General features: G+C 52.5%; 14 protein-coding genes and 2 pseudogenes. 8 read left to right on the plus strand and 8 right to left on the minus strand.

Annotated elements, in window-relative coordinates; genetic code table 11:
• Positions 1–2: 2 nt before the first annotated feature.
• The 7 genes and pseudogenes from panF to AB4H76_RS03010 all read right to left on the minus strand — a co-directional run bounded on the left by panF (position 3) and on the right by AB4H76_RS03010 (position 6280).
• A complete protein-coding gene (panF, locus tag AB4H76_RS02980; protein ID WP_001175728.1) occupies positions 3–1454 on the minus strand; it encodes a sodium/pantothenate symporter in 1452 nt (483 codons plus the stop codon).
• Positions 1444–1686 (minus strand): YhdT family protein, encoded by a 243-nt coding sequence (locus tag AB4H76_RS02985; protein ID WP_000381173.1) that lies wholly within the window; start codon positions 1684–1686, stop codon positions 1444–1446. The genes panF and AB4H76_RS02985 overlap by 11 nt, the downstream gene beginning before the upstream one ends.
• 108 nt (positions 1687–1794) lie before the next feature.
• Complete coding sequence (gene accC / locus AB4H76_RS02990; RefSeq protein WP_000884639.1) at positions 1795–3144, minus strand: acetyl-CoA carboxylase biotin carboxylase subunit; 1350 nt, start codon at positions 3142–3144, stop codon at positions 1795–1797.
• Between the two features lie 10 nt (positions 3145–3154).
• Positions 3155–3625 (minus strand): acetyl-CoA carboxylase biotin carboxyl carrier protein, encoded by a 471-nt coding sequence (gene accB / locus AB4H76_RS02995; RefSeq protein ID WP_000354622.1) that lies wholly within the window; start codon positions 3623–3625, stop codon positions 3155–3157.
• A 404-nt stretch (positions 3626–4029) separates the two neighbouring features.
• Positions 4030–4332, minus strand: a pseudogene (locus tag AB4H76_RS03000) (sulfoxide reductase heme-binding subunit YedZ); the annotation flags it as partial.
• A gap of 158 nt (positions 4333–4490) precedes the next feature.
• Positions 4491–5140 (minus strand): annotated as a pseudogene (locus AB4H76_RS03005) (hypothetical protein).
• A 165-nt stretch (positions 5141–5305) separates the two neighbouring features.
• Entirely contained in the window at positions 5306–6280 is a 975-nt protein-coding gene (locus AB4H76_RS03010; protein WP_001148481.1) for an MDR family oxidoreductase, read from the minus strand.
• 151 nt (positions 6281–6431) lie between these two features.
• On the opposite strand from AB4H76_RS03010, the gene csrD reads away from it, so the two are divergent.
• From csrD to tldD, 8 genes are all read left to right on the plus strand, one after another.
• Complete coding sequence (csrD, locus tag AB4H76_RS03015; RefSeq protein WP_001241469.1) at positions 6432–8372, plus strand: RNase E specificity factor CsrD; 1941 nt, start codon at positions 6432–6434, stop codon at positions 8370–8372.
• A gap of 304 nt (positions 8373–8676) precedes the next feature.
• A complete protein-coding gene (gene mreB / locus AB4H76_RS03020; protein ID WP_000913396.1) occupies positions 8677–9720 on the plus strand; it encodes a rod shape-determining protein MreB in 1044 nt (347 codons plus the stop codon).
• 65 nt (positions 9721–9785) lie between these two features.
• Positions 9786–10889 carry a rod shape-determining protein MreC gene (mreC, locus tag AB4H76_RS03025; protein WP_000802516.1) on the plus strand — a complete coding sequence of 368 codons (1104 nt, stop codon included), beginning with the start codon at positions 9786–9788 and terminating at the stop codon, positions 10887–10889.
• Positions 10889–11377, plus strand: coding sequence for a rod shape-determining protein MreD (mreD, locus tag AB4H76_RS03030; RefSeq protein WP_000179409.1), 489 nt, complete (start codon positions 10889–10891; stop codon positions 11375–11377). Before mreC ends, mreD begins: the two co-directional genes overlap by 1 nt.
• An 8-nt stretch (positions 11378–11385) precedes the next feature.
• Positions 11386–11979 carry a nucleoside triphosphate pyrophosphatase YhdE gene (gene yhdE, locus AB4H76_RS03035; protein WP_077491995.1) on the plus strand — a complete coding sequence of 198 codons (594 nt, stop codon included), beginning with the start codon at positions 11386–11388 and terminating at the stop codon, positions 11977–11979.
• A complete protein-coding gene (gene rng, locus AB4H76_RS03040; protein ID WP_205941508.1) occupies positions 11969–13438 on the plus strand; it encodes a ribonuclease G in 1470 nt (489 codons plus the stop codon). The genes yhdE and rng overlap by 11 nt, the downstream gene beginning before the upstream one ends.
• 67 nt (positions 13439–13505) lie before the next feature.
• Complete coding sequence (gene yhdP / locus AB4H76_RS03045) at positions 13506–17306, plus strand: AsmA2 domain-containing protein YhdP (protein ID WP_077491997.1); 3801 nt, start codon at positions 13506–13508, stop codon at positions 17304–17306.
• 429 nt (positions 17307–17735) lie between these two features.
• Entirely contained in the window at positions 17736–19181 is a 1446-nt protein-coding gene (gene tldD / locus AB4H76_RS03050; RefSeq protein WP_000055909.1) for a metalloprotease TldD, read from the plus strand.
• 133 nt (positions 19182–19314) lie between these two features.
• Here tldD and aaeR read toward each other — a convergent pair whose 3' ends face one another.
• A complete protein-coding gene (aaeR, locus tag AB4H76_RS03055; protein WP_000440317.1) occupies positions 19315–20244 on the minus strand; it encodes an HTH-type transcriptional activator AaeR in 930 nt (309 codons plus the stop codon).
• Positions 20245–20415: the final 171 nt, after the last annotated feature.

Raw genomic sequence — 20415 nt, forward strand, 5'->3', positions numbered from 1 at the left:
CTTTATTTATCAGTAGTCAAAACGGTAGCTTGCGGGACGGATGTACCGAAACGGTTTCCGACCAGGAAAGCCAGCAAACTTAGTAGTAACGAGGGCACGATAGGGTGGAAGCCCAGGTACTGAATATTCAGCGTCGCGAGTACGGCATACAGCACGCCGCCAACGATCATCGCACTTAGCGCGCCTTTGGCGTTGGCGCGTTCCCAGTAAAGACCCAGCACCAGCGGCCACAGGAAAACGGCTTCCAGCCCACCGAAGGCCAACAAATTCAGCCAGATGATCATTTCTGGCGGCTTCCAGGCGGCAAGCAGCAGCAACGCGCCGAGAACTAACGTAATTACCGCCGACATCCGCTTCAGACGCGTCTCGTTTTGCATTTGATCCGGACGGATATTCAGATAGAGATCTTTAATGATCGTAGCGGAACTTTGCAGCAGTTGGGCGTTAATTGTCGACATGATCGCAGCCATCGGTGCAGCCAGGAAGATCCCGGCAGCAAACGGTGGCAGCACTTTTACCATTAACGTTGGGATCACCAGGTCCGGTACGGTGAGATCGGGGATCACCGCCCGACCTAACGCTCCGGCCAGGTGCATACCGAACATCAGAATTGCGACCACAATCGTACCGATGATGATCCCCCGATGTACGGCTTTGCTGTCTTTATAAGAGATACAGCGCACCGCAGTATGCGGCAGGCCAATCACGCCAAAACACACCAGTACCCAGAACGACGTCATAAAGGCAGGCGACAGAATATCGTCAGCGCCTTGTGGCGTAACCAGTTGCGGATCGATGGTTTGCAAGGTCTGTACTGCGTTACTTAAGCCGCCAGCGGCATGTACTACGCCAATAAGCAGCACAACGGTGCCAATCAGCATCACAAGCCCTTGCATGGTGTCGTTCAGCACGCTGGCGCGAAAGCCACCAAAGGCGGTATATAACGCAATGCTGATACCAAAAATCAGCAGCCCGGTTTCATAAGGAATACCCGCCGCGGTTTCCAGCAGGCGCGCACCGCCGATAAACTGCACGGTCATCGCACCAACGAACGCAACCAGCAAACTCAAACTCGCCAGCCACACCAGAAGACGACTCTGGTAGCGGGCAAACAGCATATCGTTCAGCGTCACTGCATTGTAGCGGCGCGCAAGAATCGCAAACTTCTTGCCGAGAATACCGAGTGAAAGCCAGACTGCAGGAAGCTGAATCATCGCCAGCAATACCCAGCCCAGCCCGTATTTATAAGCAGCTCCTGGCCCGCCGATAAACGAACTGGCACTGATATAGGTCGCGGTGAGCGTCATCGCCAGCACAATACCGCCCATAGAGCGGCTGCCGAGGAAATACTCATTAAGGAAGGTGCCGGTGCTCCGTTTACGCATCGCATAAACCGAGATACCGAACACCACCACCAGATAGGCGACCAGCGGTAGAATTACTTCAAGCTGCATCGTCATCCTCCAGTGGGATATCGCGATAGATAAATTTCACCATCGCCCAGCACAGTCCAATAAACAGCAGCGGCGTCAGGATGCAGGCCATCTCAAACCAGCGCGGAAAGCCGGTAAAACCGGGGGCAACGCCAGATAAGTAAGCGGCTACTAACCAAACTGCCAGATACAAAAGGGTCAGCCCCAGCGCCCAGCGCGCCTCTTTATGGGCCTGAACAAAACGAGTGTCCATTTTTTGTCCCTGATGGGTGAAGAAAGCGGGGATTGTACCTTATGGGGGTTGTCGATCCCCAGTAATAAAAAAGGCCGGAAAATCCGGCCTTTTGACGCTTTAGCAGTCTTATTTTTCCTGAAGACCGAGTTTTTTCTCCAGATAGTGGATGTTAGTGCCACCATGCTGGAAGTTCTCGTCATTCATGATGCGGATCTGCAGATCAACGTTGGTTTTGATACCGTCGATGATCAGCTCCTGCAGCGCATTCTTCATGCGGGCAATCGCCACGTCACGGTTTTCACCGTAGCAAATCAGCTTACCGATCATTGAGTCATAGTACGGCGGTACGGTGTAGCCCGCGTAGATATGAGACTCCCAACGTACGCCAAAACCGCCAGGTGCGTGGAAACGGGTGATTTTGCCCGGACTTGGCAGGAAGGTGTTCGGATCTTCGGCGTTGATACGACATTCCACCGCATGGCCGCGAACGTGAACTTCTTCTTGCTTGATCGACAGCGGTTGACCGGCAGCGATACGCAGCTGTTCTTTGATCAGGTCAACGCCGGTGATCATTTCTGTAACCGGGTGTTCTACCTGAATACGGGTGTTCATTTCGATGAAATAGAACTCGCCGTTTTCGAACAGGAACTCGAAAGTACCTGCACCGCGATAGCCGATATCAACACACGCTTTAGCGCAACGTTCGCCGATGTAGCGACGCAGTTCCGGGGTAATGCCCGGTGCTGGCGCTTCTTCGACCACTTTCTGGTGGCGGCGTTGCATGGAGCAGTCACGTTCCGCCAGATAGATAGCGTTGCCCTGACCGTCAGCCAGTACCTGAATCTCGACGTGGCGAGGATTTTCCAGGTATTTCTCCATGTAAACCATATCGTTGCTGAAAGCAGCTTTCGCTTCCGCACGGGTCATGGAGATGGATTGTGCCAGTTCAGCGTCGCCGCGCACTACGCGCATACCGCGACCGCCGCCGCCGCCGGAGGCTTTGATAATCACCGGATAACCAATGCGTTTAGCAATGGCACGGTTTTTATCCATATCGTCGCCCAGCGGGCCGTCAGAACCCGGTACGCAAGGGACGCCCGCTTTTTTCATCGCCGCGATTGCGGATACTTTGTCGCCCATCAGGCGAATGGTTTCTGCTTTCGGGCCAATGAAGATAAAGCCGGAGCGTTCAACCTGCTCGGCAAAGTTGGCGTTCTCGGAGAGGAAGCCGTAACCCGGATGGATTGCTACTGCGCCGGTGATTTCAGCGGCGCTGATGATTGCCGGGATGTTCAGATAACTTTTTACTGACGGAGCAGGGCCAATACAGACCGTTTCATCTGCCAGTAATACGTGTTTTAGATCGCGATCCGCGCTGGAGTGCACAGCGACAGTCTTGATGCCCAGTTCTTTACAGGCACGAAGAATACGCAATGCAATCTCGCCGCGGTTGGCAATAACAATTTTATCCAGCATGTTCGCCTCGTTACTCGATGACGACCAGCGGCTCGTCAAATTCTACCGGTTGTCCACTTTCGACCAGAATTGCTTTCACGGTACCGGATTTGTCCGCTTCGATCTGGTTCATCATTTTCATGGCTTCAACGATGCACAGGGTATCGCCCACGTTGACTTTCTGACCCACTTCGATGAACGCTTTTGCGTCCGGGCTTGGGGTGCGGTAGAAAGTACCAACCATCGGGGAACGTACGATGTGACCACTGATTTCCGCTGCTGCTGGCGCTTCCATGGAAGGAACGGTCGCCGGAGCGGCTGCGTTAGATTGAGCTGGCTGCTGCATCATTGGTGCAGCGTAAGCTTGTTGCATCACAGGGAAACTTGCGGCAGGAGCTGCACGGCTAATGCGTACTGACTCTTCGCCTTCAGAAATTTCCAGTTCGGAGATGCCTGATTCTTCAACCAGCTCGATCAGTTTTTTAATCTTACGAATATCCATGAGTGGGTTCCGTACTCTTTGTTTAGTGTGATTGTGACAGGCGTTTCACCGCCGTCTGTAAAGCGTATGCCCCGACAGCTGTATGCATAGCGATAAATTCCAGCAGGCCGGGACGCCGGTCTATTTTGCCCCAGAGTGTCAATGTTAGACTTGACGGACATTGTGCAGCGATCTGCTGCTATCCTCCGGCAAAAAACAAAATATACCTTCGTTGCGCCAATGTCACCTTTTCCGCAGCGCAAAAACTGCGTCAGGGAGGACGAGGTCGCACATTATAACGATTTCGTAGCAATTGGCAGCTAAATACTGGTCTTATCAGGGAAGATAATCAACAGCTAACATGTAAATAACCTTCAACACCGTGTAATTTGCAACAAGCCGCACAATTCACGAAATTAGCGCCATCATCGACGGAACTTCTTATAACGTAAGGTGAAAAGCTGTAAAGCCAGCCCTGCGAAGATGAGGGGCTGCAATGAGATAATCTTCACAGACCACAAATAATGTAGGGATGCCAGGATCGCGACAAGATAGACGACATTACGCAGCGGTTGCTGGGGATTACCCAATTTTCACTGCATCGTCTGGATAGATGTGAATGCTAAAGCACGCAAAATTAACCGATTGACAATGCTCAGCATTAAATAGGTTCGAGTGATTAATTTTTAGTCAAACAAAATCAGATTATTCCCCCCATTTTGCAGAAGGTAAACTGTTTTGTCAGGCGGCAGTGCGGCTATCTGATGCTTTCAGAATTTGCCACCTGACAATAAAAAAGCCGATTTGGTAGCAAAATCGGCTTCGGTGAGTTTGCAGTTTTCATCACATACTCCGACAAGCTTTTTCAAGCATGACGGAGGTTGCGTTAATGCAAGGTTTCTACCCAGGGATAAAAGTGACCGTTACGGCGGATGAATATCTGTGTTGTCAGAGGATGGTCATCCTCACGGAAGCATTGTTCTGTTAACTGTCGTAATGCACTGAGATTTGCTGGCTGATCATTGTGGGTGAAAAACAGTTTTCCTCTGGAGGGAACGGTCACTAACAGGTCGCCGCATTCAGGATCGGGTGATTGCACCCAAAGATCGTCAATGAGCATCAGACTGGGCTCATAAGTACCCCCTGCGGAGATAACGGCAATATTTGCTTCAAATTACTGATGGCTTTTTCGCGGTCAATGGTCACTTCGTAGCGCATCAGATAGCGCATGGTTTCGCTACCATCTTCAGCAAACAAGATAATTAACTCATCGTTAAAGTCTTCCCAGGCAAAATCCAGCGAGGCGTTGAGGACCTCTGGATCAGACTCATACTGGCTAAGCTGTTGGCGAACGGTATCCAGCCAGGCTTTTTCTTTAATCACCGGAACAATACAGCGCCCGGTCGGCAGCATTTCTGCAAGCTGTTTCAGCATATCTGCAGCCACTTCTTGCAGCGGGTCTGGTGCGGCTTGATAACGTTTGTAGGCATCATCAAGGGTGATTTCCACCGTTTGGTGACCCGTATCAATGCGCATCAATTTATGGTCAGTCGAAATCATGACTTTCCAGTTTGGATGATGTTGTACAACTTCCTGACCAAGATGTTCGACGAAAGCTGTCCGGCTAACCGCTTTTCCCGTTAACCGATTGAATAATGATTTCAAAATGAGTTCCCTCTCTAATTATTCCTTGCTAAATGGTTAGTTAACCTTCACCAGCGTGCGACCCTGGATCTGGTTATTAATGATGGCCTCGGCAAAGTTCGGTGCCTCTGACAGAGATATCTCTTTTGCCGCCTGGGTATAGAATGATTCCGGTAAATCGGCGACCAGTCGCTGCCAGGCTTGTGCGCGGCGTTCTGGTGGCGTCATTACTGAATCCACCCCTTGCAAACGGACATTACGCAGAATAAATGGCATGACCGTGGTTGGCAGAGTAAAACCACCCGCCAGACCACAGGCCGCCACGCAGCCGCCGTAATTCATTTGCGCCAGCACTTTTGCCAGCACTTTGTCGCCAACGGTGTCAATTGCCCCAGCCCAGACTTGTTTTTCCAGAGGACGGGATTCGGCAAACTCATCACGAGGGAGAACACGGCTAGCACCTAAACTTTTCAGATATTCATGGGTACTTTCGCGACCGGAAACGGCAACGACCTGATAACCCAACTTATGCAGCAGCGCCACGGCGGTACTGCCGACGCCACCACTGGCACCCGTCACGACAATCTCCCCGTCCTGCGGGCGAACACCGGCATCTTCCAGCGCCATCACACACAGCATGGCGGTAAAACCGGCAGTACCGATAATCATTGCTTTACGCGCGTCCAGCCCTTGCGGCATGGCAACCAGCCAGTCACCTTTCACTCGCGCCTGCTCCGCCAGCCCACCCCAGTGGTTTTCACCAACGCCCCAGCCAGTGAGTAACACCTCCTGACCGGCATGAAAACGCGGATCTTCGCTGGTGCGTACAGTTCCGGCAAAATCGATCCCAGGAATCATCGGAAAATTACGGATGATTTTTCCCTTACCGGTAATCGCCAGCGCATCTTTATAGTTCAGGCTCGACCAGTGAACATCGACCGTGACATCGCCCTCCGGCAGGCGACTTTCGTCCAGAGTCTGTACTGATGCGAGAGTTTTGCCGTCCTGCTGTTCTAAAAGTAACGCCTGCATAAGTGGTCCTCATGTGCATGATGGATTGGAAAATAATTTCTGAAGACTATACTCGCTAATGGAAAAGCAAAGCCGATGAAGCGCAATAAATTGCGAGATAAATCTGATTTGCTAGTATGCCCGCTTCCTCACTATCGGAGTTAACACAAGGATGAGATTAACGACGAAATTTTCGGCCTTTGTTACGCTGCTCACCGGGTTAACAATTTTTGTGACTTTGCTGGGCTGTTCGCTAAGTTTCTACAACGCCATTCAGTATAAGTTTAGTCATCGCGTTCAGGCGGTGGCGACGGCGATTGATACCCACCTTGTGTCGAATGACTTCAGCGTATTAAGGCCACAAATTACCGAATTAATGATGTCGGCAGATATCGTTCGTGTAGACCTGCTCCATGGTGATAAACAGGTTTATACCCTGGCCAGAAATGGTAGTTATCGTCCAGTTGGCTCCAGCGATCTGTTTCGCGAACTGAGCGTTCCGTTGATAAAGCATCCGGGGATGTCGTTGCGTCTGGTTTATCAGGATCCGATGGGCAACTATTTCCATTCGTTGATGACCACCGCGCCGCTCACGGGGGCGATTGGCTTTATCATTGTTATGCTCTTCCTGGCGGTACGCTGGTTACAACGGCAACTTGCCGGGCAAGAATTGCTGGAAACCCGGGCTACTCGTATCTTAAACGGTGAGCGTGGCTCTAATGTGTTGGGAACCATCTATGAATGGCCGCCCAGAACCAGCAGTGCGCTGGATACGCTGCTTCGTGAAATTCAGAACGCACGCGAACAACACAGCCGTCTTGATACGCTGATCCGCTCTTATGCCGCCCAGGACGTGAAAACCGGCCTCAATAACCGACTCTTTTTCGATAATCAGTTAGCAACGTTACTGGAAGATCAGGAGAAAGTAGGTACCCACGGGATCGTGATGATGATTCGTCTGCCGGATTTCAATATGTTGAGCGATACCTGGGGGCACAGCCAGGTTGAAGAACAGTTCTTCACTCTGACGAATCTGCTGTCGACATTTATGATGCGCTACCCTGGCGCACTGCTGGCGCGTTACCACCGCAGTGATTTTGCTGCGCTGTTACCGCACCGGACGTTAAAAGAGGCAGAGAGCATCGCCGGTCAGTTAATCAAAGCCGTTGATACCTTGCCGAACAATAAAATGCTCGATCGCGACGATATGATCCACATTGGTATCTGCGCCTGGCGTAGTGGTCAGGATACCGAGCAGGTAATGGAACATGCAGAGTCTGCCACGCGTAATGCGGGATTGCAGGGCGGCAATAGCTGGGCTATTTACGATGACTCGTTGCCTGAAAAAGGACGCGGTAATGTTCGCTGGCGTACGCTTATCGAGCAAATGCTCAGTCGCGGCGGCCCGCGCCTTTATCAAAAACCGGCGGTTACTCGCGAAGGTCAGGTTCATCATCGCGAACTCATGTGCCGCATCTTCGATGGTAATGAAGAGGTTAGCTCGGCGGAGTATATGCCGATGGTCTTGCAGTTTGGCTTATCGGAAGAGTATGACCGTCTGCAAATCAGCCGTCTTATTCCACTATTGCGTTACTGGCCAGAGGAAAATCTGGCGATTCAGGTTACCGTTGAGTCGCTGATTCGCCCGCGTTTTCAGCGTTGGCTGCGCGATACGTTAATGCAATGTGAAAAATCACAACGAAAACGCATAATTATTGAACTTGCAGAGGCCGATGTAGGTCAACATATCAGTCGTTTACAACCTGTTATTCGTTTAGTGAATGCTTTAGGGGTACGGGTAGCCGTCAACCAGGCTGGTTTGACGCTGGTAAGTACCAGTTGGATCAAAGAACTTAATGTTGAGTTACTCAAGCTCCATCCGGGGCTGGTCAGAAACATTGAGAAGCGAACGGAGAACCAGCTGCTGGTTCAAAGCCTGGTGGAAGCCTGCTCCGGGACCAGCACCCAGGTTTACGCCACCGGCGTGCGTTCGCGAAGCGAGTGGCAGACCCTGATTCAGCGCGGTGTTACAGGCGGGCAAGGGGATTTTTTCGCGTCCTCACAGCCACTTGATACTAACGTGAAAAAATATTCACAAAGATACTCGGTTTAACCTGCCGTTTAATCCGTTTTCACGTAGAATAACGCGCGCTGCGTCTCATGGGAGTGTGCTTGTCTGCTCGCCAGATTGTTGCAGCACATATGCAGATGAATGACCTTACGCGGTTGCAAACAGGCGAGGAATGCTGCTGATGCATTAAGCCTTTCTGGACTCAGGCAGAGATTTGTAACAAAGGAAACGAACTGCACTAATTTTCACCGTAGCAGATGATTTTTGCGCCTTGTCGCTGCTGCGTGTGGTTGGTAAAGTAAGCGGATTTTCTTTTCCGCCCCAGCTTTCAGGATTATCCCTTAGTATGTTGAAAAAATTTCGTGGCATGTTTTCCAATGACTTGTCCATTGACCTGGGTACTGCGAATACCCTCATTTATGTAAAAGGACAAGGCATCGTATTGAATGAGCCTTCCGTGGTGGCCATTCGTCAGGATCGTGCCGGTTCACCGAAAAGCGTAGCTGCAGTAGGTCATGACGCGAAGCAGATGCTGGGCCGTACGCCGGGCAATATTGCTGCCATTCGCCCAATGAAAGACGGCGTTATCGCCGACTTCTTCGTGACTGAAAAAATGCTCCAGCACTTCATCAAACAAGTGCACAGCAACAGCTTTATGCGTCCAAGCCCGCGCGTTCTGGTTTGTGTACCGGTTGGCGCGACCCAGGTTGAACGCCGCGCAATTCGTGAATCCGCGCAGGGCGCTGGTGCCCGTGAAGTCTTCCTGATTGAAGAACCGATGGCTGCCGCAATTGGTGCTGGCCTGCCGGTTTCTGAAGCGACCGGTTCTATGGTGGTTGATATCGGTGGTGGTACCACTGAAGTTGCTGTTATCTCCTTGAACGGCGTGGTTTACTCCTCTTCCGTGCGCATTGGTGGTGATCGTTTCGACGAAGCTATCATCAACTATGTGCGTCGTAATTACGGTTCTCTGATCGGTGAAGCCACCGCAGAACGTATCAAGCACGAAATCGGTTCGGCTTACCCGGGCGATGAAGTCCGTGAAATCGAAGTTCGTGGCCGTAACCTGGCAGAAGGTGTTCCACGCGGTTTTACCCTGAACTCCAACGAAATCCTCGAAGCACTGCAGGAACCGCTGACCGGTATTGTGAGCGCGGTAATGGTTGCACTGGAACAGTGCCCGCCGGAACTGGCTTCCGACATCTCCGAGCGCGGCATGGTGCTCACCGGTGGTGGCGCACTGCTGCGTAACCTTGACCGTTTGTTAATGGAAGAAACCGGCATTCCAGTCGTTGTTGCTGAAGACCCGCTGACCTGTGTGGCGCGCGGTGGCGGCAAAGCGCTGGAAATGATCGACATGCACGGCGGCGACCTGTTCAGCGAAGAGTAATCGGATGCAGGCAGGGGAAATGTCTGTTTACCCTGCCTGGTCTGATACGAGAATACGCATAACTTATGAAGCCAATTTTTAGCCGTGGCCCGTCGCTACAGATTCGCCTTATTCTGGCGGTGCTGGTGGCGCTCGGCATTATTATTGCCGACAGCCGCCTGGGGACGTTCAGTCAAATCCGTACTTATATGGATACCGCCGTCAGTCCTTTCTACTTTGTTTCCAATGCTCCTCGTGAATTGCTGGATGGCGTATCGCAGACGCTGGCCTCGCGTGACCAACTAGAACTTGAAAACCGGGCGTTACGTCAGGAACTGTTGCTGAAAAACAGTGAACTGCTGATGCTTGGACAATACAAACAGGAGAACGCGCGTCTGCGCGAGCTGCTGGGTTCCCCGCTGCGTCAGGATGAGCAGAAAATGGTGACTCAGGTTATCTCCACGGTTAACGATCCTTATAGCGATCAAGTTGTTATCGATAAAGGTAGCGTTAATGGCGTTTATGAAGGCCAGCCGGTCATCAGCGACAAAGGTGTTGTTGGTCAGGTGGTGGCCGTCGCTAAACTGACCAGTCGCGTGCTGCTGATTTGTGATGCGACCCACGCGCTGCCAATCCAGGTGCTGCGCAACGATATCCGCGTAATTGCAGCCGGTAACGGTTGTACGGATGATTTGCAGCTTGAGCATCTGCCGGCAAATACGGATATTCGTGTTGGTGATGTGTTGGTGACCTCCGGTCTGGGCGGTCGTTTCCCGGAAGGCTATCCGGTCGCGGTTGTCTCTTCCGTAAAACTCGATACCCAGCGCGCTTATACTGTGATCCAGGCGCGTCCGACTGCAGGGCTGCAACGTTTGCGTTATCTGTTGCTGCTGTGGGGGGCAGATCGTAACGGCGCTAACCCGATGACGCCGGAAGAGGTGCATCGTGTTGCTAATGAACGTCTGATGCAGATGATGCCGCAGGTATTGCCTTCGCCAGACGCGATGGGGCCAAAGTTACCTGAACCGGCAACGGGGATCGCTCAGCCGACTCCGCAGCAACCGACGACAGGAAATGCAGCTACTGCGCCTGCTGCGCCGACACAGCCCGCTGCTAATCGCTCTCCACAAAGGGCTACGCCGCCGCAAAGTGGTGCTCAACCGCCTGCGCGTGCGCCGGGAGGGCAATAGTGGCGAGCTATCGTAGCCAGGGACGCTGGGTAATCTGGCTCTCTTTCCTCATTGCGCTGTTGCTGCAAATCATGCCCTGGCCGGATAACCTGATTGTTTTCCGGCCAAACTGGGTGTTACTTATCTTGTTGTATTGGATCCTGGCCTTGCCCCATCGCGTAAATGTGGGCACAGGTTTTGTGATGGGTGCCATACTGGATCTGATCAGCGGCTCGACGCTTGGCGTACGCGTATTGGCGATGAGCATCATTGCTTACCTGGTGGCGCTGAAATACCAGCTTTTCCGCAACCTCGCATTATGGCAGCAGGCGCTAGTCGTCATGTTGCTTTCGCTGGTGGTGGATATTATTGTTTTCTGGGCAGAGTTTTTAGTGATTAACGTCTCTTTCAGACCGGAAGTGTTCTGGAGTAGTGTAGTCAATGGGGTGCTCTGGCCGTGGATTTTCTTGCTGATGCGTAAAGTCCGTCAGCAGTTTGCAGTGCAATAAAGGTTTCTATGACTTCTCTGTATTTAGCTTCCGGTTCTCCGCGTCGTCAGGAGTTACTTGCGCAACTTGGCGTGACCTTTGAACGTATTGTTACGGGCATTGAGGAGCAGCGTCAGCCGCAGGAGAGCGCGCAGCAGTATGTTGTGCGTCTGGCACGCGAGAAAGCACAAGCGGGTGTCGCGCAAACGGCGCAGGATCTCCCGGTGCTGGGTGCGGATACTATCGTTATCCTGAACGGAGAAGTGCTGGAGAAACCGCGCGACGCAGAGCATGCGGCGCAGATGTTGCGCAAATTATCGGGTCAGACCCATCAGGTGATGACAGCAGTGGCGTTGGCCGACAGCCAGCACATTCTCGATTGCCTGGTGGTCACCGATGTGACTTTCAGAACGTTAACAGACGAAGACATCGCGGGCTATGTCGCCAGCGATGAACCGTTAGATAAAGCAGGTGCATACGGTATTCAGGGGCTGGGTGGCTGTTTTGTCAGGAAGATAAATGGCAGCTATCACGCCGTAGTCGGCTTACCGCTGGTTGAAACGTATGAATTATTAAGTAATTTTAACGCACTGCGTGAGAAAAGGGATAAACATGACGGCTGAATTGTTAGTAAACGTAACGCCTTCGGAAACGCGAGTGGCGTATATTGATGGCGGTATTCTGCAGGAAATTCATATTGAACGTGAGGCGCGACGCGGAATAGTAGGCAATATCTACAAGGGTCGTGTAAGTCGTGTACTTCCGGGTATGCAGGCGGCTTTTGTAGATATTGGGCTGGATAAAGCCGCGTTTCTTCATGCATCCGACATCATGCCGCACACCGAATGTGTGGCGGGTGAAGAACAAAAGCAATTCACGGTGCGCGACATCTCGGAACTGGTTCGTCAGGGGCAAGATCTGATGGTGCAGGTGGTGAAAGATCCGCTTGGCACTAAAGGTGCGCGCCTGACCACCGATATCACGCTCCCTTCTCGCTATCTGGTGTTTATGCCAGGGGCTTCTCACGTTGGGGTTTCCCAACGTATTGAAAGCGAATCAGAACGTGAACGCCTGAAAAAAGTGGTCGCAGAGTATTGCGACGAGCAGGGCGGGTTTATCATCCGTACCGCAGCGGAAGGGGTTGGCGAGGCTGAACTGGCCTCCGATGCCGCTTATCTGAAACGCGTCTGGACCAAAGTTATGGAGCGTAAAAAACGCCCGCAGACCCGTTATCAGCTGTACGGCGAACTGGCGCTGGCGCAGCGTGTTCTGCGTGATTTCGCCGATGCCGAACTGGACCGCATTCGCGTTGACTCACGCCTGACTTACGAAGCGTTACTTGAGTTCACCTCGGAGTACATTCCCGAGATGACAAGCAAGCTGGAGCATTACACAGGACGCCAGCCGATTTTCGATCTCTTTGATGTCGAAAACGAAATCCAGCGAGCGCTGGAACGCAAAGTAGAACTGAAATCCGGTGGTTATCTCATTATCGACCAGACCGAAGCGATGACCACCGTGGACATCAATACCGGAGCGTTTGTCGGTCATCGCAATCTGAACGACACCATTTTCAATACCAATATTGAAGCGACGCAGGCTATCGCTCGCCAGTTACGGTTGCGTAATCTGGGCGGGATTATCATTATTGATTTCATCGATATGAATAATGAAGATCACCGCCGCCGAGTGCTGCACTCGCTGGAGCAGGCGTTGAGCAAAGACCGGGTGAAAACCAGCGTTAATGGTTTTTCGGCGCTGGGGCTGGTGGAGATGACGCGTAAACGCACCCGCGAAAGCATTGAGCACGTACTGTGTAACGAATGCCCAACCTGCCACGGTCGCGGAACGGTGAAAACCGTGGAAACGGTATGCTATGAAATCATGCGCGAGATTGTTCGTGTCCACCATGCTTACGACTCCGACCGTTTCCTGGTCTATGCTTCTCCGGCAGTAGCTGAAGCCTTGAAAGGCGAAGAGTCACACTCGCTGGCGGAAGTGGAAATTTTCGTTGGCAAACAGGTTAAAGTACAAATTGAACCGCTCTATAACCAGGAGCAGTTTGACGTCGTAATGATGTAAACAGATGCTGGGCCGCCATCCGGCAAAGGGTTTTTGAGTCACATTTTTAGCAGACAAGGAGTGACGGGTGAGGCGATTGCCGGGGATTTTACTGCTTACTGGAGCCGCGCTCGTTGTGATCGCTGCCCTGCTGGTTAGCGGCCTGCGTATTGCTTTACCGCATCTTGACGCCTGGCGTCCGGAAATCCTCAACAAAATAGAATCCGCGACTGGCATGCCGGTAGAAGCCAGTCAGCTCTCAGCCAGCTGGCAGAATTTTGGCCCGACGCTTGAAGCACACGACATCCGTGCAGAACTAAAAGATGGCGGCGAATTTTCGGTTAAACGCGTTACTCTGGCGCTGGATGTCTGGCAGAGCCTGTTACATATGCGCTGGCAGTTTCGCGACCTCACTTTCTGGCAGCTGCGCTTTCGCACCAACACTCCTATCACCAGCGGTGGTAGTGATGACAGTCTGGAAGCCAGTCACATCAGCGATCTGTTTCTTCGTCAATTTGACCATTTCGATCTTCGCGACAGTGAAGTCAGTTTCCTGACGCCATCCGGTCAGCGCGCCGAGCTGGCGATCCCACAACTCACCTGGCTGAACGATCCACGTCGACACCGTGCGGAAGGCCTGGTAAGCCTCTCCAGCCTTACCGGACAGCACGGCGTGATGCAGGTGCGCATGGATTTGCGCGATGATGAGGGGTTGTTAAGCAATGGTCGCGTCTGGCTCCAGGCGGATGACATCGACCTGAAGCCGTGGCTCGGTAAATGGATGCAGGACAATATTGCGCTGGAAACGGCACAGTTCTCCCTTGAAGGCTGGATGACGATCGACAAAGGCGATGTAACCGGCGGTGACGTCTGGCTGAAACAGGGCGGTGCCAGCTGGTTGGGCGAGAAGCAAACGCATACGCTGTCGGTGGATAATCTGACCGCGCATATTACGCGTGAAAATCCGGGCTGGCAGTTCTCTATTCCCGATACACGGATCACGATGGACGGCAAACCCTGGCCGAGCGGAGCATTGACGCTGGCCTGGATACCGGAACAGGACGTTGGCGGCAAAGACAATAAACGCAGTGACGAACTCCGGATTCGCGCCAGTAATCTGGAGCTGGCAGGCCTGGAGGGCATACGCCCGCTGGCCGCGAAACTTTCACCTGCACTGGGTGATGTTTGGCGCTCCACACAACCGAGCGGCAAGATTAACACTCTGGCGCTGGATATCCCGCTTCAGGCGGCAGACAAGACCCGTTTTCAGGCATCGTGGAGCGATCTGGCCTGGAAGCAATGGAAATTATTACCGGGTGCGGAACACTTCTCCGGGACGCTTTCCGGCAGCGTTGAAAATGGTTTGCTTACCGCGTCGATGAAGCAGGCAAAGATGCCTTACGAAACGGTATTCCGTGCGCCACTAGAAATCGCCGACGGCCAGGCAACTATAAGCTGGCTGAACAATAACAAAGGTTTCCAGCTGGATGGGCGTAATATTGACGTTAAAGCCAAAGCCGTCCATGCGCGCGGCGGTTTTCGTTACCTGCAACCTGCTAACGATGAACCCTGGCTGGGTATTCTGGCTGGCATCAGTACCGATGATGGTTCACAAGCCTGGCGCTATTTCCCGGAAAACTTGATGGGTAAAGACCTGGTTGATTACTTAAGTGGCGCGATTCAGGGCGGTGAAGCGGATAACGCGACGCTGGTTTATGGTGGCAATCCGCAACTCTTCCCCTATAAACACAACGAAGGTCAGTTTGAAGTGCTGGTGCCGCTGCGCAACGCGAAGTTTGCCTTCCAGCCGGACTGGCCTGCATTAACTAACCTTGATATTGAACTGGACTTTATTAACGACGGTTTATGGATGAAAACCGATGGCGTTAATCTGGGCGGCGTGCGCGCGAGTAATCTTACCGCAGTGATCCCTGACTACTCAAAAGAAAAACTGCTGATTGACGCTGACATTAAAGGTCCGGGTAAAGCCGTTGGCCCTTACTTTGATGAGACACCGCTGAAAGATTCTCTGGGTGCGACCCTGCAAGAACTCCAGCTCGACGGCGATGTGAATGCTCGCTTACATCTTGATATCCCGCTGAACGGCGAGCTGGTAACCGCGAAAGGTGAAGTGACGCTGCGTAATAACAGTCTGTTTATCAAACCACTCGCCAGCACCCTGAAAAATTTGAGCGGTAAATTCAGCTTTATCAATGGCGATCTGCAAAGTGAACCACTGACAGCAAGCTGGTTTAATCAGCCGTTGAACGTGGATTTTTCCACTAAAGAAGGGGCAAAAGCCTACCTGGTAGCGGTAAACCTCAACGGTAACTGGCAACCGGCGAAAACCGGCGTTCTGCCTGCAGCGGTGAACGAAGCATTGAGTGGCAGCGTGGCGTGGGATGGTAAAGTGGGCATTGTTCTGCCTTATCATGCTGGCGCGACGTATAACGTAGAGCTAAACGGCGATTTGAAGAATGTGAGCAGTCACTTACCTTCACCGTTAGCCAAACCTGCGGGTGAACCACTGCCGGTAAACGTTAAGGTTGATGGCAATCTCAACAGCTTTGATTTAACCGGACAGGCTGGTGCGGATAACCATTTCAATAGCCGCTGGTTGCTCGGTCAAAAGCTGACGCTCGACCGTGCTATTTGGGCGGCAGACAGTAAAACGCTCCCGCCGTTGCCGGAACAAAGTGGTGTTGAACTCAATATGCCGCCGATGAATGGTGCCGAGTGGCTGGCCCTGTTTCAGAAAGGTGCGGCGGAGAGTGTCGGTGGTGCAGCGAGTTTCCCACAACACATAACGTTACGTACGCCTATGTTGTCGCTGGGAAATCAGCAATGGAATAACCTGAGTATTGTTTCGCAACCGACGGCAAATGGCACCCAGGTTGAGGCGCAAGGGCGTGAAATCAACGCCACGCTGGCGATGCGTAATAACGCGCCGTGGCTGGCGAATATCAAATATCTTTATTACAACCCGAGCGTGGCGAAAACTCGTGGTGATTCAACGCCGTCATCACCTTTCCCGACAACGGAGCGCATTAACTTCCGTGGCTGGCCGGACGCACAAATACGATGCGCAGAGTGCTGGTTCTGGGGGCAAAAATTCGGTCGTATTGACAGTGATCTCACCATTTCTGGCGATACATTAACGCTGACCAATGGACTGATTGATACTGGTTTCTCGCGGCTTACTGCCGATGGTGAATGGGTTAATAATCCGGGGAATGAACGTACCTCGCTGAAAGGAAAACTGCGCGGGCAGAAAATTGATGCCGCCGCAGAATTTTTTGGTGTCACGACGCCCATACGGCAGTCGTCATTTAATGTGGATTACGATTTACACTGGCGTAAAGCACCGTGGCAGCCAGATGAGGCGACGTTGAATGGCATCATTCATACTCAACTGGGTAAAGGCGAAATTACCGAAATCAATACCGGACATGCCGGGCAATTGCTGCGCTTATTGAGCGTAGATGCCCTGATGCGTAAGCTGCGTTTTGATTTCAGAGACACTTTTGGCGAAGGGTTCTATTTTGACTCCATTCGCAGCACCGCGTGGATTAAAGACGGCGTTATGCACACCGACGACACGCTGGTGGATGGCCTGGAGGCGGATATCGCCATGAAAGGGTCGGTAAATCTGGTACGTCGCGACCTGAATATGGAAGCGGTTGTCGCACCAGAGGTTTCTGCGACGGTGGGCGTGGCTGCGGCTTTTGCGGTTAACCCCATTGTTGGCGCGGCAGTGTTTGCCGCCAGTAAAGTGCTGGGGCCGCTGTGGAGCAAAGTCTCCATTTTGCGCTATCACATTTCGGGTCCGCTGGACGATCCGCAAATCAACGAAGTGTTGCGCCAACCGCGTAAAGAAAAAGCGCAATGATTTGACGAGGGCGCGTAATTGCCCCAATCTCATAGGATAATCGTTGCCAAAGGCCAACGAGCCAGAACATAACCGTAGGTCGGATAGGGCGTTCACGCCGCATCCGGCAGCCGTTGCCTGATGCGACGCTGTGCGTCTTATCAGGCCTACAAACGGAACATAACCGTAGGTCGGATAAGGCGTTTACGCCGCATCCGGCAGCCGTTGCCTGATGCGACGCTGTGCGTCTTATCAGGCCTACAAACGGAACATAACCGTAGGTCGGATAAGGCGTTTACGCCGCATCCGACAGCCGTTGCCTGATGCGACGCTGTGCGTCTTATCAGGCCTACAAACCGGAACATAACCGTAGGCCGGACAGGGCGTTCACGCCGCATCCGGCAGCCGTAAAAAATCCTCTACTGCAGTAACTAACGAGTAGCAAAAACGATGAGTCTTAACCTGGTAAGTGAACAATTGCTAGCGGCGAACGGCCTGAAACATCAGGACTTGTTCGCGATCCTCGGTCAACTGGCCGAACGTCGCCTTGATTATGGCGATCTCTATTTTCAGTCGAGCTATCACGAATCCTGGGTTTTAGAAGACCGCATTATTAAAGATGGTTCTTACAACATCGATCAGGGCGTTGGCGTGCGTGCAATCAGCGGTGAAAAAACCGGATTTGCTTACGCTGACCAAATCAGCCTGCTGGCGCTGGAACAGAGTGCGCAAGCGGCGCGCACCATCGTCCGTGATAGTGGTGATGGCAAAGTACAGACGCTGGGCGCGGTAGAGCATAGCCCGTTGTATACCTCGGTAGATCCGCTGCAAAGCATGAGCCGTGAAGAGAAGCTGGATATCCTGCGTCGCGTCGATAAGGTTGCTCGCGAAGCGGACAAGCGCGTACAGGAAGTGACTGCCAGCCTCAGTGGTGTCTATGAATTAATTCTGGTTGCGGCCACCGACGGCACGCTAGCGGCGGATGTCCGTCCGCTGGTGCGTCTTTCCGTGAGCGTTCTCGTCGAAGAAGATGGCAAACGCGAACGCGGTGCCAGTGGCGGCGGCGGTCGTTTTGGTTATGAGTTCTTCCTTGCCGATCTCGACGGCGAAGTCCGTGCGGATGCATGGGCAAAAGAAGCAGTGCGTATGGCGCTGGTCAATCTTTCTGCCGTTGCTGCACCAGCGGGCACCATGCCGGTAGTACTTGGCGCAGGTTGGCCGGGCGTGCTGTTGCATGAAGCGGTTGGTCACGGTCTGGAAGGCGACTTCAACCGCCGTGGCACTTCAGTATTTAGTGGACAGGTCGGGGAGCTGGTGGCTTCAGAACTGTGTACCGTGGTTGATGACGGTACGATGGTCGATCGCCGTGGTTCGGTGGCGATTGATGACGAAGGTACGCCAGGCCAGTACAACGTGCTGATTGAGAACGGCATTCTGAAAGGCTACATGCAGGATAAACTCAACGCGCGTTTGATGGGGATGACGCCGACTGGCAACGGTCGCCGTGAATCCTACGCCCATCTGCCCATGCCGCGTATGACCAACACCTATATGCTGCCGGGTAAATCGACCCCGCAGGAAATTATTGAATCCGTTGAGTACGGTATCTATGCACCGAACTTTGGTGGCGGTCAGGTGGATATCACCTCCGGCAAATTCGTTTTCTCCACTTCAGAAGCATATCTGATTGAAAACGGTAAAGTAACGAAGCCGGTGAAAGGCGCAACGTTGATTGGTTCCGGTATCGAAACCATGCAGCAGATTTCGATGGTTGGCAACGACCTGAAACTGGATAACGGCGTGGGTGTCTGCGGTAAAGAAGGGCAAAGTTTGCCGGTTGGCGTGGGCCAGCCAACGTTGAAAGTCGATAACCTGACTGTTGGCGGTACTGCGTAATAATTTCACTATTTTCAGAAGGATAATTAATCTTTCTACGTGCACGAACGGTCCCCTCGCCCCTTTAGGGAGAGGGTTAGGGTGAGGGGAACCCGTTGGCACAGGTTTGAACAACGTAACAGTACAATATGAATTACTTCTCTTTCCCGCGCCCATGCATCTCCTGAAACAATTTACCGACCTCAACAAAATAATCCGTCAGCGAGTTGATCACGACCTGTACCTTCAGCGGCAGTTTATCTTTTTCGGTATACAACGCATAAACCGGGCGTGGATCTGACTGGTAACGCGGCAGCAGGATCTCCAGCTCCCCACGATTGATCTCGTTGATCACCCACATCAGCGGCACGTAGGCGATCCCGGCACCCGCCGTCAGCCAGCGCACCAGCGTCATCGGATCATTAGTCACAAATCTTCCTTGTGGGATCAGGCGAGTCGAGATCCCTTCCGGTGCGATCAGTTCAAATTCATTGTCGGGCCGCACGCTGTATTCAAGCCATGAATGACTACTCAAATCGGCGGGTTTTTCCGGTATGCCGTATTGTGTGAGATAGCTTTTCGCGGCGCACACCACCATCGGCATCGCGCCCAGACGGCGGGAAAACAGGCTGGAATCCTGCAACGCGCCGACGCGGATTACCACATCCAGACCATCGGCAATCAGGTCGGGGGCAGGAATTCCGGTAACCAGATTGACGCTCAAACCTGGGTATTCTTTCAGCATTTTTGCTGTCAGCCCGGCGAGAACATTTTGTGCCATAGTTGAAGAACAGCCAATGCGCAGCGTCCCGATGGGGGTGTTATTGAAGGCATACAGTTGCTCATGAACATCCTGCACTTCATGGAGCATCCGACGGCAGCCCTGGTAGTAAATTCTGCCGGCTTCAGTCAGACCAATGCTGCGTGTACTACGGTTTAATAGCTTTACCTGTAACTCATCTTCCAGTTTTGACACCGTCTGACTGATGGACGAAACGCTCATCTGTAGCTGTCTGGCGGCGGCGGTAAAAGAGCCAAATTCAACTACTTTGGCAAACACCGACATGCGTTTTAGTCGTTCCATTATTCACTCTGACTTAAAAGTGATTTAGATCACATAATATAGATAACAGCATAACAGTTACGCTAATATATTAAATATCAATCTACAGCAATGTTGCTCTCGCCCGGCTTTCCATGCCCTTCTCTGCGGCGACAGATGCTGAAAATAATAACGCCTGCTCTCTCTATACAA

The organism is Escherichia sp. UTM R2 (assembly GCF_048593455.1).
Classification (GTDB): domain Bacteria; phylum Pseudomonadota; class Gammaproteobacteria; order Enterobacterales; family Enterobacteriaceae; genus Escherichia; species Escherichia coli.

Excerpts from the sequence above, each read along its gene's own strand:
- accC (WP_000884639.1), bottom strand. The coding sequence starts at position 3,144 with ATGCTGGATAAAATTGTTATTGCCAACCGCGGCGAGATTGCATTGCGT.
- aaeR (WP_000440317.1), bottom strand. The coding sequence starts at position 20,244 with ATGGAACGACTAAAACGCATGTCGGTGTTTGCCAAAGTAGTTGAATTT.
- mreB (WP_000913396.1), top strand. The coding sequence starts at position 8,677 with ATGTTGAAAAAATTTCGTGGCATGTTTTCCAATGACTTGTCCATTGAC.
- yhdE (WP_077491995.1), top strand. The coding sequence starts at position 11,386 with ATGACTTCTCTGTATTTAGCTTCCGGTTCTCCGCGTCGTCAGGAGTTA.
- accB (WP_000354622.1), bottom strand. The coding sequence starts at position 3,625 with ATGGATATTCGTAAGATTAAAAAACTGATCGAGCTGGTTGAAGAATCA.
- panF (WP_001175728.1), bottom strand. The coding sequence starts at position 1,454 with ATGCAGCTTGAAGTAATTCTACCGCTGGTCGCCTATCTGGTGGTGGTG.
- AB4H76_RS03010 (WP_001148481.1), bottom strand. The coding sequence starts at position 6,280 with ATGCAGGCGTTACTTTTAGAACAGCAGGACGGCAAAACTCTCGCATCA.
- mreC (WP_000802516.1), top strand. The coding sequence starts at position 9,786 with ATGAAGCCAATTTTTAGCCGTGGCCCGTCGCTACAGATTCGCCTTATT.
- AB4H76_RS02985 (WP_000381173.1), bottom strand. The coding sequence starts at position 1,686 with ATGGACACTCGTTTTGTTCAGGCCCATAAAGAGGCGCGCTGGGCGCTG.
- rng (WP_205941508.1), top strand. The coding sequence starts at position 11,969 with ATGACGGCTGAATTGTTAGTAAACGTAACGCCTTCGGAAACGCGAGTG.
- csrD (WP_001241469.1), top strand. The coding sequence starts at position 6,432 with ATGAGATTAACGACGAAATTTTCGGCCTTTGTTACGCTGCTCACCGGG.
- tldD (WP_000055909.1), top strand. The coding sequence starts at position 17,736 with ATGAGTCTTAACCTGGTAAGTGAACAATTGCTAGCGGCGAACGGCCTG.